Raw genomic sequence first — 13580 nt, forward strand, 5'->3', positions numbered from 1 at the left:
AGCAAGCCATGGCAGTGATCACACGGTGTGCCGCCGCTCTCTGCGGGCTCGGCGCGGTCCTGGTCGTCACCCTTGCCACGCCCTCGGCGGCGTTCACCCGCAAACCGCATCCCGACGGCAAGGAGGGGAAGGCGGCCGTCATGGCCGCCCCCAGGCTGAGCATCGGCATCGACAACGGCCAGACCACCGCCGAGGAGGGGGACCGGTTCACCTACACCGTCACCGTCGACAACATCGGCGCGGACAGGGCGCGTGGACTCAGGATCACCCAGAGCCTGCCGACCGGCCTGCACTTCGTCTCGGCCGACGGCCAGGGCAGGGCCGAGGCGGGCCAGGTGCTCTAGACCGCCGATGTGCCGGCGGGTGAGAAGGTCGTCTTCCACACCGTCGCCGAGGTGCGAGACACCCCCCAGGACCTGCTCCGCCTGGCCACCGTCGCCTGTGCGAGCGTCAGGACGGACGACAGGCCCCTGGTCTGCGCCACCCACTCCGACCGGTTGCCGGCCGGTGCGGCCGCCGAGGCGGCCGCCCACGAGGCGGCCGGCCCCGTGACGGGCCGCCTGTGGTACGCGGGCGCGGGCGCCGGCCTGCTGGCCCTGGCCGTGCTCCTGGCCTTCCGCCGAACCGGACTCCGCCGTCAACCGGGGCGGTCGTCCTCGTAACGATCGCGCCCGGCCTCATGGACCCGCGTACCTGTGCACCCCCGGCCGTGGGGGTGCACAGGGCCTACTCGTCGCCGGTGAGGGAGAAGCCGCGGAGGCGCTGGCCCGACCAGACCACCGCGCCGACGGTGATGATCAGCAGGGCCGGTACGGCGAAGCCGAGGGTGATCTCGGTGGAGAAGAACGGCGAGGAGGACACCTGGTCGGCGATCGACTGGGCCCACTGCTGGATGGAGAACCTCCGGGCGCCGGGGACGAAGTTGCCCACCACACCCTCCCAGACGAGCGCGTAGACGATGCCGATGGTGACCGCGTGCCGGGTCAGCACGCCCAGCAGCATGAACACCGCCGCGTACGCGATCCCGCCCACCAGGGCGCCGAGGGCGAAGCCGTAGGCGATCCCGGATTCGAGGTTGACCAGCAGGTAGGCCGCGACAAAGGTCGGTACGGCGGCGAACAGCGCGAGCATCGAGGCGGCGACCGCGAACTTGGTCTGCGCGATCACCGGGCGGGAGATCGGCTTGGCCAGCAGGTGGATGATCGTGCCGTCGTCGATCTCGGGGGCGATCACCCCGGTCCCGGCGATCAGACCGAGCAGCGGCAGCATGGTGCCGATGGCGAAGGTCCGCATGAGCGTGACCGCGGTCCGCTCGTCGGCGGCGCCGATGAGGTTCAGCAGGGCCGCCATGGCGACCAGCACCAGGGGCAGCATGATCAGCAGCCAGATCCGGCGGCGGCCGAGGAGGGCCCGGTAGGAGATTCCGGCGATGACACCGTTCATGATCAGCTGCTCCTGTTGATCAGGTAGGAGAAGACGCTCTCCAGGTCCTCGTCGGCGGGGGAGACCTGCCAGACGCGTACGTCCGCGTCCCTGGCGACCCTGGGCAGCAGACGGGTGAAGCGCCGGAAGTCGACCGCCTGCACCTCCAGGCCCGCCGCGGTCAGCGAGACCGCGCCCGAGGAGGCGTCGGCGATCAGCGCGGACGCCAGGCGGCGGTCGTCGCTGGAGCGGACCCTGAACAGGTGCGGGCGGTCGGTCATCCGGCGGCGGATCTCACGGAAGTCCCCGGAGGCGGCGTGCCGGCCCGCGACCAGCACCTCGATGTGCTGGGCGACGCGTTCCACCTCCTCCAGGATGTGCGAGCTGAACAGGATGGTCTTGCCCGCCGCGCCCATGGCGCCGACCAGGTCCATCAGGTGCAGGCGCTGGCGGGGGTCCATGCCGTTGAACGGCTCGTCGAGCAGCAGGACCTGAGGGTCGTGCACCAGGGCGGCGGCCACCTTGACACGCTGGCGCATGCCCTTGGAGTACGTCTCGATCCTGCGGTCCTTGGCGCTCTCCATCTCCACCAGGGCGAGTGCCTTGCCGGCGGCGTCCTCGGGGTCGGGCAGGCGGTGCAGCCTCGCGCTGGACAGCACGAACTGCCAGCCGGTGAGGAAGCCGTAGACGGCCTCGCGCTCGGGGACCAGGCCGATGGAGCGGTAGATCTGGTGGTTGCGCCAGATCCGGTCGCCGTCCAGAGTGACGGTGCCGCCCGAGGGCGCCAGGAACCCGGCCATCATGTGCAGCAGCGTGGACTTGCCCGCGCCGTTCGGGCCGAGCAGCCCGGTGACGCCGGGGCCGACGGTCATGGTGATGTCGTTGACGGCGACCACGTTGCCGTACCAGCGGGAGACCTGTGCCAGTTCGATCCTCATCGGGAGGCCGCCTTCCGGTAGCGCGCGATCAGGGCCGTCACGGACAGGCCGATCAGCACGATCATGATCACTCCGGCGACCAGGCTGCCCGCGCCCGAGGGGTAGATGACGTTCGAGGCGGGGGTCGCCCCGAAGATTCCGACGTGCACGGCGGCGTCCACCAGGAAGAACGGGTTGATCAGCCAGGCCCACGCGGCGGCGGCGTCGTTGCCCATCGACTCCAGCACCCCGAACAGCACGGTGGAGACGGCGGAGGCGAGCAGGTAGAGGGCGATGACCGAGGCCACGCCCAGACCGCGTCTGGGGGTGAACGAGGCGATGGCGATGCCGAGGCAGGCCAGCAGCAGCGCGTAGCCGGCCGCGCCGGCCATGCCGGTGAGGTATTCGACGGTGTGCGTGTCGCCCGGCAGGTCGATGACCACCTCGCCGATGAACAGCACGGTGAGCGGCACCGCCAGCAGCAGGAACATCGCCGCGGTCATCGCCGCCAGCTTCGCCCCGACGTAGTCCCAGAGCGTCACCGGGCGCGACAGGTAGAGCGGTAGCACCCGGAAGCGCAGGTCGGGGGCGACGGCGTACGGCGACTGTGCGGCCAGGAAGATCGCGAGGACGGCCTGCATGATCACCGCGTACTCGGTGTAGCGCATCCCCTCCTGCTTGATCAGCGCCATGACCGCGATGGACACAACGGCGGGCAGGAGCATGACGCCCACCAGCATGAAGGGAATGATCTTGGAGCGGGCGGTGCGGCCGAGCCCGAAGATCCCGCGCAGGCTGTGCACGGCCAGCGCGGCGGTGGCGTGGCCCCGGCCGAGCCGCGCCCCGTCGTAGTGGCGGTATCCGATGTCGTGGATGACACCCGTGGGTTCAGACATTGGCCGGCTCCCTGAAGACGTCCTCGATGCGCTGGCGCCCCTGCTCCAGGCGGACGAGGCAGAGGTCGAGTTCGCAGACGGCGTCGCGGAGGACGTCGAAGGTCTCCGGTGCGCGGACGTGGACGAGCAGCATCCTGCCGTGCGGGGTCACGGTCTCGCCCAACTCGGTCAGCCGGGCCGCGAGCGCGTCCTGGCCCTCCTCCACCTCGACGGTCACGCTCTGGGTCTGCTGGGTGAACTCCCCGATGGCCGAGGAGCGCAGCAGCTTGCCGCCGTCGATCACGATGACGTGGTCGCAGACCCGCTCAAGCTCGCCCAGCAGGTGGGAGGTGACCAGCACGCTGATGCCGAACTCCGAGCCGATCCTGCGGATCAGCGCGAGCATCTCGTCACGGCCCTGCGGGTCGAGGCCGTTGGTGGGCTCGTCCAGCAGGACCAGGCGCGGGTCGTGCACCAGGGCCTGGGCCAGCTTGACCCGCTGCTTCATGCCGGTGGAGTAGCCGCCCATCGCGCGGTAGCGCTCCTCGTAGAGCCCGACGTGGCGCAGCACGTCGGCGGCGCGCTCGCGGGCCGCGGTGCGCGGCAGGCCGGACATCTGAGCCATGTGCACGGTGAACTCGGTGGCGGACAGATCGGGCGGCAGGCAGTCGTGCTCGGGCATGTAGCCCACGATCCGGCGGATCTCCGCGCCCCTGGTCGCGGTGTCCATGCCCAGTACCTGGGCGCGGCCGGCGCTGGGTTCGAGCAGGCCGAGCAGGATCTTGATCAGCGTGGACTTGCCCGCGCCGTTGGCGCCGACCAGACCGGTCACGCCGGGGCCGACGGTGACGGTGAGCTGGTCGAGCGCCGTCACCCGGGGGAAACGTCTGGTCAGTCCCTCGGTCGCGAGGATAGTCATACCGGGACACTATCCGCCGCCGCGCGCGGACACCTCAGTCATACGAAGGAGGCCCTCTCGTCCAAAAGGGCGGTTCACCGCCTGCCGGGGGGTGCCGGAAGCCGCATGCCGAACCGGGACCAGTAGGCCCTCTGCACGAGGAGCGTCAGCATCCCGGAGATGATCATTCCTGCGACGTTCACCCCGAGCTGGACGGCCGACGCGCCCATGTCACCCCAGCGCGACAGCGCGGCGGCGACCGCGAAGTAGCCCGCGGCCGGGACCGTGGTGACCGAGATGAAGACGCCGACCAGCGCCGAGGACTTGCCGGCGGTCACCGAGAGCACCCCGGCGGCCCCGGCGAGCAGCGCCACGATGAACGACCACCTGTCGGGCTTGACGATGAACTCGATCTCCTCGTGCCCGGTCCGCAGCGAGCCGCTGTCGATCCAGCCCAGCCACCGCCAGGCCAGCGCGCAGGCGAAGGTGATCACGAGGGCGGCGGCGAAGCCCACGGCCAGGGTACGGAGCGCGCGGCCGATCAGCAGCCGGTCGGCACGGATCAGGCCGAAGCAGATGGCCGCGATCGCACCGAACTCCGGCCCCAGCACCATCGCGCCGACGATGAGGATCGGCGAGTTGACGATCACCCCGATCGCCGCGATCTGCGTGGCGATCATCAGGAACGCGAGGAAGGCCCAGGTGAGCCGGGAGTCGTCGCCGACCCGCTGGGCGAACTCCGCCCAGACCACCGCGTCGTCCCCGTCGCCGGGCGCCTCCTCCTGGGCGCGCTCGGACACCTCCGAGATCGACAGGTCGACCTCCTCGGCCGCGATCGACCCCTCGGAGTGCAGGCCGAGCCGCTGCAGGTGCTCGATCACCTCGTTGGCGGCCTCGCGGGCGACGTCGAACTGGACGAGGTCCCCGGCGGGGGAGCGCGCGGCACCGGGAAGCACCACGATGTTGACCACGCCGACGCAGGTTTCGAGCACCTCCAACACCCCGTCCGACAGTTCCGGCGGGCTGATCACGCGCAGATGCAACACGGGCCAACCCTAGGACCTGTGGGCGGTTCGCTGAACCCCGGAGAATTCACCCGGCGGACGCGGCGCGGAGCAGGCGGAACTGGCCGATCTCGGCGACGTTCTTCATCAGCTCGGAGTTGACCCAGGCGGTCATGTGGGCGACGGTCAGCTCGGGGCTGTCCGGCCAGGGAAAGGGGGCGGTGGTGTCCAGGTCGGCGTCGGTGAGCCGATCCAGCACCGCCAGCCACTCCACCCGAAGGCCGCGTAGCCAGTCGACGGTGGCCCGCCCGTCGCCCGGCCACCCGATCTCCTCCCGGTCACGTGGCGCTCGCCCCCGCGCGTGGTCGATGGTCACCGTCCACCACCAGCCGAGGTGCCAGGTGACCCACCCGAGGGTGGGGACCGGAACGGGGTCGGGTTCGGCGTCCTCCCAGTCCGGCACCCACGTCCCGTCGACGCCCGGGCGCACCGTCCAGCAGTGCGGCGCGGGCTCCCAGAGGAAGTCCTCCGGCCGCAGCCGCTCCAGATGGAGTTCGAACAGCGACCAGGTCAGATCGAACTGCCAGCGGAGCAGTTCGGCACGGGAAACAGGCATCGGCCGACCTTGTCACACCGCCGGTCCGTTCAGGAAGCCGTTTTCCGGCCGCCGGGAAACGGCCGGATCCACCGGCGCGCTGTCGACGAGGGCCGGGGCGGCCGCTGATCCTGGGAGGCGGAAGGGGAGGAAGGTCAGATGCGGCGGAGACGGACCCGGCTGACCGAGTGGTCGGCGCTCTTGTGCAGGACCAGGTCGGCGCGGCCCCTGGTGGGGGCGATGTTCTCCAGGAGGTTGCGCTCGTTGATGTCGCGCCAGATGCCCTCGGCGAACTCGGTCGCCTGCTCCTCGGACAGCTCGGCGAGGTGCCTGAAGTAGGACTTCGGGTCCTCGAAGGCGGTCTGCCGCAGCTTGTGGAAGCGGTCCACGTACCAGTCGCGGATGTGCTCGACCTTGGCGTCCACGTAGATGGAGAAGTCGAAGTAGTCGTTGATCGCCAGCGCGGTGGGCGGGGCGGGCTGCAGCACGTTGAGACCCTCGACGATGAGGATGTCGGGCCGGCGGATGGTCTGGGTCGCACCGGGCACGATGTCGTACTCCAGGTGGCTGTAGATCGGGGCGGTCACCTCGGGCAGGCCCGCCTTGACGTCGGCGACGAACCTGACCAGGGCCCGCCGGTCGTAGCTCTCCGGGAAACCCTTCCTGTGCATGATGTTCCTGGCGGTGAGGACCTCGTTCGGGAACAGGAAGCTGTCCGTGGTGATCAGGTCCACCCGGGGGTGCTCCGGCCAGCGGGCCAGCAGGGTGTGCAGCAGCCTGGCGGTGGTCGACTTGCCGACCGCGACGCTGCCGGCGATGCCCAGGACGTACGGGGCCGTCCGCCGCTCGCCGCCGAGAAAGGTGTTGAGTGCCGCGCTGCGCTGCCTGACTCCGGTGAAGTGCAGGTTGAGCAGCCGGGTGAGCGGCAGGTAGATGTCGGTGACCTCGGTCAGGTCGATCGGGTCGTCGACGCCGCGCAGCTCCTCCAGCTCGCTCTCGGTGAGCGTCAGGGGGGTGTTCTTCCGCAGGTCGCTCCACTGAGCCCGGCTCAGCTGCACGTACGGTGTCGCGGTGTCCAAACCGTTGGCCATGTTCAGCAAGCCTACTGATCGCCTCCGCGTACGATCCTGCCGGGTGCCGGGCGGGATTCTTGGGGTGTCTGGGGGGTTCTCCATAGACAAGGTGGCCGATCTCTCAGGGAAGGGGGTAGGTCATGTGCGGCATAGTGGGATATACGGGACAGCGGCAGGCGATCGAGGTCGCCGTCGAGGGACTGGGCCGGCTGGAGTACCGGGGGTACGACTCGGCGGGAATCGCACTGGTCGGACCCGGCGGCCTGGTCGTGGAGAAACGGGCGGGGAAACTGGCCAACCTGCGCTCGGCGCTGCTCTCGCGGCCCGCGCCGCCGTCGACGGTCGGGATCGGGCACACCAGATGGGCCACCCACGGGGCGCCCACCGACCGCAACGCCCACCCGCACGCCGACTGTCACGGGCGGATCGCGGTCATCCACAACGGGATCATCGAGAACTTCGCCGTGCTCAGGAGCGAGCTGGAGGACAAGGGCCACCGGATCGTCTCCGAGACCGACACGGAGGTGGTGGCGCACCTGCTGGAGGAGTTCGCCGCAGGTGGCCTGGCGGAGGCGATGCGCCGGGTCTGCCTGAGGCTGGAGGGGGCGTTCACGCTGCTCGCGGTCTCGGTGGACGAGCCCGAGGTGGTGGTGGGGGCGCGGCGCAACTCGCCGCTGGTGGTCGGCAGGGGAGACGGGGAGAACTTCCTCGGCTCGGACGTGGCGGCCTTCATCGCCTACACGCGCGAGGCGGTGGAGCTGGGGCAGGACCAGGTGGTCGAGCTGCGTCCCTCGAAGATCACGGTCTTCGACTTCCAGGGGGCTCCGGCCGAGACGCGTGACTATCACATCGGCTGGGACGCCTCGGCCGCCGAGAAGGACGGCTACGACCACTTCATGCTCAAGGAGATCGCCGAGCAGCCCAGGGCCGTCGCCGACACGCTGCTCGGCAGGGTCGGCCAGGACGGCCTGCTGGTGCTGGACGAGATGCGCCTGTCCGACCAGGAGCTACGCGACATCAACAAGATCATCCTGGTGGCCTGCGGGACCTCGTACCACGCCGGGCTCATCGCGAAGTACGCCATCGAGCACTGGGCTCAGCTGCCCTGCGAGGTCGAGGTGGCCAGCGAGTTCCGCTACCGCGACCCGATCCTCACCCGGGACACGCTGGTCGTCGTGATCAGCCAGTCGGGCGAGACGATGGACACGCTCATGGCGGTACGGCACGCGCGCGGGCAGCGCTCCCGGGTGCTGGCGGTCTGCAACGTGAACGGCTCCACGATCTCCCGCGAGTCCGACGCCGTCCTCTACACGCACGCGGGCCCGGAGGTCGCGGTGGCCTCCACCAAGGCTTTCCTCACCCAGCTGGTGGCCTGTTACCTGGTGGCGCTCTACCTCGCGCAGGTCCGGGGCACGAAGTTCGGCGACGAGATCACTCAGATCGTCGACCGGCTGGCGGAGATGCCGTCGAAGGTGAGCGAGGTCCTCTCGACGGTCGAACCGGTCCGCGCGTTGGCCAGATCGCTGGCCGACGAGCGGTGCGTGCTCTTCCTCGGGCGGCACGTGGGCTTTCCGGTCGCGCTGGAAGGAGCGCTGAAACTCAAGGAGCTGGCCTACATGCACGCCGAGGGCTTCGCCGCGGGGGAGCTCAAGCACGGCCCGATCGCGCTGATCGACAAGGGGCTCCCGGTCGTGGTCGTCGTCCCCTCGCTGGCCGGCCAGCGGGTGATCCACGACAAGATCGTGTCCAACATCCAGGAGATCAGGGCCAGGGGCGCCAGAACCCTCGTCATCGCCGAGGAGGGCGACGACGTGGTCGAACGGTACGCCGACACGCTGATCCACATTCCGGCCGTGCCGACCCTGCTCCAGCCGCTGGTGGCCACGGTGCCGCTCCAGGTCTTCGCCTGCGAGCTGGCCACCGCCAAGGGGCACGACGTCGACCAACCCCGCAACCTCGCCAAGTCGGTCACGGTGGAGTGAACCCCGGACAGGGGTTGTCCACAACCTGTGGACAACCCCTATGGATTACCGAGGGGCAGAAGTGGGAACAGGAGCTGCCCGCCTTCTTGCATGATTAATTGTCGATATATGCCATATAGCGGACTACTGACCGCGGATTAACGTGACGTGAATCCACCGGACCTCAGGGAGTCGCAAGATGGATCGTCGTCGTTTCCTCGCCGGTAGCAGCGCGCTGGCCGCGGCAGGGGTGGCCGGGCCGTTCGCCGGTGTCGCGCGGGCGGGGGTGAACGGGGAGACCCGCCCCGGAGGCGGGTACGGGCCGCTGAAGCCGGTCGCCGACGAGCGGGACGGCGCGATCCGGCTTCACCTGCCCGACGGCTTCCGCTACGCCTCCTTCAGCGTCGCCGGGGACAGGTTCGGCGACGGCTCCACCGTCCCCTCCAGGCACGACGGCATGGCCGCGTTCCGCGGGCCCGGGAACACCGCGATCCTCGTCCGCAACCACGAGGTCAACGGCCCGGTCGGCGCGTTCGGCGACCCGGCCATGGCCTACGACCCGGCGGCGGGCGGCGGCACCTCCACGCTCAGGGTCACCCGTTACGGCAAGGTGATCTCCGCGGCCCCCAGCCTGACCGGCACCCAGATGAACTGCTCGGGCGGCCCGATGCCCTGGGGCGCCTGGGTGACCTGCGAGGAGACGGTCAACGGGCCGGACGTGGGCAACGACTTCACCGGCCAGGACAACGGCAAGCTCACCCAGAAGCACGGCTACATCTTCGAGGTCCCGATCGACGGCAGGGCCTCGGGGCCGATCAGGAGCGCCGGGCGGTTCGCCCACGAGTCGGCCGCGTTCGACTCGTTCACCGGCGCCGTCTACCTCACCGAGGACAACTTCGCGTTCGCCTCCGGGTTCTACCGCTACCTGCCTCCGAAGAACCCGCTCCGGGCCGGTCGCATCCTCGACGGCGGCAGACTGCAGATGCTGGCCGTGCGGGGCGCGCCGGGCAAGGACCTCTCGCTCGGCCAGCCCAAGGGAGCCGCCTACCAGACCACCTGGGTGGACATCGACGACCCCGACCCCACCTTCATCGGCACCCCGGTCAACGACCTCGCGGTCCAGGCGGTCGGCAACCAGGGCAGGGCCAAGGGTGCGGCGATCTTCTCCCGGCTGGAAGGGGCGATCAACCACCACGGCACGATCTACTTCACCTCCACCCAGGGCGGCGCGACCGCGTCCGGCGACACCCCGCCCAGCGGCTTCGGCAAGGGGCGCGGCCAGGTGTGGGCGTACGAGACGTGGAGCGGGAGGCTCAGGCTCGTCTACGAGTCGCCGGGCTCGGTCACCCTCGACCTGCCGGACAACGTCACCGCCAGCCCCCGGGGCACGCTGGTCCTGTGCGAGGACGGCGCGGGCGACAACTACCTGCGCGGTCTCACCAGCCGTGGCGAGATCTTCGACTTCTCCCGGCTGGCCCCCGTCGCCGGGGACTCGGGTGCCGAGTTCGCCGGCTCGACCTTCGGTCCCGGCGGGCACACCCTCTACGTCAACGTCCAGTCGTCGGCGGGGATGAGCTTCGCCATCTGGGGGCCCTGGCAGCGCGGCGGCTTCTGACCTCCCCGCCGGCCCCCGCCGGCCTGCGTGACCCGCTCCGGGGCCGGCCGTACGACGTCCGTGACGACAGGCGGCCGGGGCGGGCGGCCGGGGTGGGTGGCCGGCGAAGATCGTCGGTAACCTGGGGAAATGATCGTTGGGATCGGCGTCGACGTCGTGGACGTGGCCAGGTTCGAGGCGACCCTGGTGCGGACGCCCGCGCTGCGGGGGCGCCTGTTCACCGCCGCCGAGAGCGCGCTGGCGACGGAGTCGCTGGCCGCCAGGTTCGCGGCCAAGGAGGCCGTCGCCAAGGCGTTGGGCGCGCCCCCAGGGCTGCGGCATCTGGACGCCGAGGTGCTCACCGGCGAGCACGGGCGGCCCGAACTGCGGGTGACCGGCAAGGTGGCGGACGTCGCCCTGGCCCTGGGCGTGGTCAGGTGGCACGTCTCCCTGACGCACGACGGGGGTGTCGCCATCGCCTATGTGATCGCCGAGGGATAAATTCGGTGGAATGCGAACCGCGTACACATCCGACCAGATCAGGGCGGCCGAGGCGGCGCTGATGGCGACCCTGCCCGAGGGCACCCTGATGGAGAGGGCGGCCACCGGGCTCGCGGTGGTCTGCGCCAGGATGCTCGGCGGCGTGTACGGCTCCCGCGTCGTACTGCTCGTCGGCGGCGGCGACAACGGCGGCGACACCCTGTACGCCGGGGCACGCCTGGCGGCCAGGGGGGCCGGGGTCGACGCGATCATCGCCGGGAGGCGTGTCCACGAGGCGGGACTTGCGGCCCTGCGCCGCGCGGGCGGCCGGGTGACCGGTCTGCCCGGCGGCGAAGCCGCCACCTCCGCGACCACCCCGAACGGCCGGCCGGTGGCGGGAAGCCTCCCGGGAGCGCCCGGGGACGGTGTGACGGATGACGACGCGGTGGTGGGCGGGACGGTCCGCGACCTGATCGGCGCGGCGGACCTGATCGTGGACGGGATGCTCGGGATCGGCGGGACCGGGGCGCTCAGGGAGCCGTACGCGACCCTGGCCCGGCTCGCGGGTGACGCGCCCGGCGAGGTCGTCGCGGTGGATCTGCCGAGTGGGGTGGACGCGAGCAGCGGCCAGGTGGAGGGCGCGGCGGTCCGCGCGGACGCCACGGTCACGTTCGGAGCGTGGAAGATTGGGCTGCTGGTGGATCCCGGCGCCGGACACGCGGGCCGGACGGAACTCGTCGACATCGGTCTCGGCCCTCACCTGCCGGAACCCGACGCGGTCGCGCTGACGGACGCCGACGTGGTCGCCCTGCTGCCCAGACCCGGTGCCTCCTCCGACAAGTACCGCCGGGGCGTCGTCGGGATCGCGGCGGGCAGCGAGCACTACACCGGCGCGGCGGTGCTGGCGGTGGGCGGGGCACTGCGGGCCGGGGTGGGGATGGTCCGCTACGCGGGGAGCGCCGAGCCGGTGGCCCAGGTGCGGGCCCACTGGCCCGAGGCGGTGATCACCACGCTCGCCCCCGGCGAGGGCGTCGAGGAGGTGGGCCGGGTGCAGGCGTGGGTGCTCGGTCCCGGGCTCGGCACCGGCGACGAGGCGCGCGCCATCGCCCGCTCGGTGCTGGCCGAGGACGTCCCCGTGCTCGTCGACGCCGACGCGCTGACCCTGGTGGCCCAGGAGCGGTCACTGCTCCGCCGGGACGCGCCCGTCCTGATCACCCCGCACGCCGGCGAGCTCTCCCGCCTGACGGGGGTGCCGAGGGAGCTGATCGAGGCACGGAGCCTGGAGAACGTCCGGCGGGCGGCGGCCGAGCTGGAGGTGACCGTACTGCTCAAGGGCTCGACCACGCTGGTCGCGCGGGAGGGGCGGCCGGTCAGGATCAACCCCACCGGAAGTCCCTGGCTCGCGACCGGCGGCACCGGCGACGTGCTGGCCGGCGTGGCGGGCGCGCTGCTGGCCGCGGGGCTGAGCGGTTACGACGCGGCCTCCTGCGCCGCCTACCTGCACGGAATCGCCGGTCGGCGCGGTCCTCTCGCCGCCTCCGACGTCGCCGAGGCCCTGCCGGAGACGGTGCGGTCGTTGGTCAACGGGCTCAGGCAGGGCCGCTCACCTGCCAAACTGGACCGATGAGCTTCCCGATGACTCCCGCCGAGGCACGGGTGGACCTCTCGGCGATCCGCGAGAATCTGGCGCTGCTCGGGAGCCACGCTCCCGGCGCCGAGATGATGGCGGTGGTCAAGGCCGACGCCTACGGGCACGGGCTGGTCCCCGCCGCGCGCGGCTGCCTTTCCGGCGGGGCCGGGCGACTGGGCACCGCCTACGTCCGTGAGGCCCTCCAGCTGCGGGCCGCCGGGATCACCGCGCCGATCCTTTCGTGGATCCTCCCGCCGGGCGAGCCTCTGCAGCAGGCGGTCGAGCACGACATCGAGTTGTCGGCGGGCTCGGCCGCGGTGGTCGACGCGATCGCCGACGCCGCGGCCCTGGCCGGCCGGACGGCCAGGGTGCATCTGAAGGCCGACACCGGCATGTCACGTGGCGGTGCGACGCCGGACGAGTGGCCCGACCTGCTCGACCGGGCGCTGCGGCGGCGGGCCGAGGGGACCGTCGAGATCGTCGGGCTCTGGTCCCACTTCGCCTGCGCGGACATCCCGGGAGATCCGTCCATCGTGGCCCAGCTGATGGCGTTCGACGAGGCGCTGGCCGTCGCGGAGAAGGCGGGTGCCGGAGGTTCCCACGTCATCAGGCACATCGCCAACTCGGCGGCCACCCTGACGCTGCCGCAGGCGCGCTACGACATGGTCCGGCCCGGGATCGCGACCTTCGGGCTGAGCCCCGTGCCCGAGCTCGGCGACTTCGGGCTGCGTCCGGTGATGACGCTCGTGGCGCGGGTCGCGCTGGTCAAGCGGGTGCCCGCCGGGTCGGGTGTGTCGTACGGCCACCTGTATGTCACGGATCGGGAGACCACGCTTGGTCTCGTCCCGCTCGGGTACGCGGACGGGATCTCGCGGCGCGCCACCAACCTGGCGGAGGTGCTGGCGGGTGCCCGCAGGCGGCGGATCGCCGGTCGGGTCTGCATGGACCAGTTCATGATCGACGTAGGGGACGACCGGCTGACCGAGGGCGACGAGGTGATCCTGTTCGGTGACGGATCGCGGGGCGAGCCGACCGCACAGGAATGGGCGGATTCCCTCGGCACGATCACGCATGAGATCGTGACCGGGATCGGTTCGCGGGTCCCACGCGTTTACCGGTGAAAGGAAGCTC

14 protein-coding genes are annotated in these 13580 nt (G+C 71.1%); 7 read left to right on the forward strand and 7 right to left on the reverse strand.

Annotated elements, in window-relative coordinates; genetic code table 11:
* The first annotated feature begins 8 nt into the window (after positions 1 to 8).
* Together AB0K21_RS01350 and AB0K21_RS01355 are read left to right on the forward strand one after the other, a co-directional pair.
* A complete protein-coding gene (locus tag AB0K21_RS01350; RefSeq protein ID WP_364146934.1) occupies positions 9 to 344 on the forward strand; it encodes a hypothetical protein in 336 nt (111 codons plus the stop codon).
* Between the two features lie 9 nt (positions 345 to 353).
* On the forward strand, positions 354 to 662 hold the full coding sequence (locus AB0K21_RS01355; RefSeq protein WP_364146936.1) for a hypothetical protein: 309 nt from the start codon (positions 354 to 356) through the stop codon (positions 660 to 662).
* A 64-nt stretch (positions 663 to 726) separates the two neighbouring features.
* Here the strand turns inward: AB0K21_RS01355 and AB0K21_RS01360 are convergent, their stop codons facing one another.
* The 7 genes from AB0K21_RS01360 to coaA form a co-directional block, all read right to left on the reverse strand.
* On the reverse strand, positions 727 to 1443 hold the full coding sequence (locus AB0K21_RS01360; RefSeq protein ID WP_343968282.1) for an ABC transporter permease subunit: 717 nt from the start codon (positions 1441 to 1443) through the stop codon (positions 727 to 729).
* 2 nt (positions 1444 to 1445) lie between these two features.
* Positions 1446 to 2360 (reverse strand): ABC transporter ATP-binding protein, encoded by a 915-nt coding sequence (locus AB0K21_RS01365; RefSeq protein WP_343968279.1) that lies wholly within the window; start codon positions 2358 to 2360, stop codon positions 1446 to 1448.
* Complete coding sequence (locus AB0K21_RS01370; RefSeq protein WP_343968277.1) at positions 2357 to 3235, reverse strand: ABC transporter permease; 879 nt, start codon at positions 3233 to 3235, stop codon at positions 2357 to 2359. Before AB0K21_RS01370 ends, AB0K21_RS01365 begins: the two co-directional genes overlap by 4 nt.
* The gene (locus tag AB0K21_RS01375; RefSeq protein WP_364146939.1) at positions 3228 to 4133 is read right to left on the reverse strand and encodes an ABC transporter ATP-binding protein; all 906 of its coding nucleotides are present in this window, start codon (positions 4131 to 4133) and stop codon (positions 3228 to 3230) included. Before AB0K21_RS01375 ends, AB0K21_RS01370 begins: the two co-directional genes overlap by 8 nt.
* A 74-nt stretch (positions 4134 to 4207) precedes the next feature.
* Positions 4208 to 5158, reverse strand: coding sequence for a DUF389 domain-containing protein (locus AB0K21_RS01380; RefSeq protein WP_364146942.1), 951 nt, complete (start codon positions 5156 to 5158; stop codon positions 4208 to 4210).
* Between the two features lie 46 nt (positions 5159 to 5204).
* The gene (locus AB0K21_RS01385) at positions 5205 to 5732 is read right to left on the reverse strand and encodes a DinB family protein (RefSeq protein ID WP_364146944.1); all 528 of its coding nucleotides are present in this window, start codon (positions 5730 to 5732) and stop codon (positions 5205 to 5207) included.
* 134 nt (positions 5733 to 5866) lie between these two features.
* A complete protein-coding gene (coaA, locus tag AB0K21_RS01390; RefSeq protein WP_343968269.1) occupies positions 5867 to 6802 on the reverse strand; it encodes a type I pantothenate kinase in 936 nt (311 codons plus the stop codon).
* A gap of 122 nt (positions 6803 to 6924) precedes the next feature.
* Between coaA and glmS the strand changes: the two genes are divergently transcribed.
* The 5 genes from glmS (at position 6925) to alr (ending at position 13570) form a co-directional block, all read left to right on the forward strand.
* Positions 6925 to 8766: a glutamine--fructose-6-phosphate transaminase (isomerizing) gene (gene glmS / locus AB0K21_RS01395; RefSeq protein ID WP_343968266.1), complete on the forward strand. Its 1842-nt coding sequence runs from the start codon at positions 6925 to 6927 to the stop codon at positions 8764 to 8766.
* 178 nt (positions 8767 to 8944) lie between these two features.
* Positions 8945 to 10360 carry an alkaline phosphatase PhoX gene (locus AB0K21_RS01400; protein WP_364146948.1) on the forward strand — a complete coding sequence of 472 codons (1416 nt, stop codon included), beginning with the start codon at positions 8945 to 8947 and terminating at the stop codon, positions 10358 to 10360.
* Between the two features lie 129 nt (positions 10361 to 10489).
* Entirely contained in the window at positions 10490 to 10840 is a 351-nt protein-coding gene (locus tag AB0K21_RS01405; RefSeq protein WP_030912838.1) for a holo-ACP synthase, read from the forward strand.
* A gap of 10 nt (positions 10841 to 10850) precedes the next feature.
* Positions 10851 to 12446, forward strand: a complete 1596-nt coding sequence (locus AB0K21_RS01410) for an NAD(P)H-hydrate dehydratase (protein ID WP_343968260.1) — start codon at positions 10851 to 10853, stop codon at positions 12444 to 12446.
* Positions 12443 to 13570 carry an alanine racemase gene (gene alr, locus AB0K21_RS01415; RefSeq protein ID WP_343968257.1) on the forward strand — a complete coding sequence of 376 codons (1128 nt, stop codon included), beginning with the start codon at positions 12443 to 12445 and terminating at the stop codon, positions 13568 to 13570. The genes AB0K21_RS01410 and alr overlap by 4 nt, the downstream gene beginning before the upstream one ends.
* Positions 13571 to 13580: the final 10 nt, after the last annotated feature.

The organism is Streptosporangium sp. NPDC049248 (assembly GCF_040678965.1).
GTDB lineage: Bacteria > Actinomycetota > Actinomycetes > Streptosporangiales > Streptosporangiaceae > Streptosporangium > Streptosporangium fukuiense.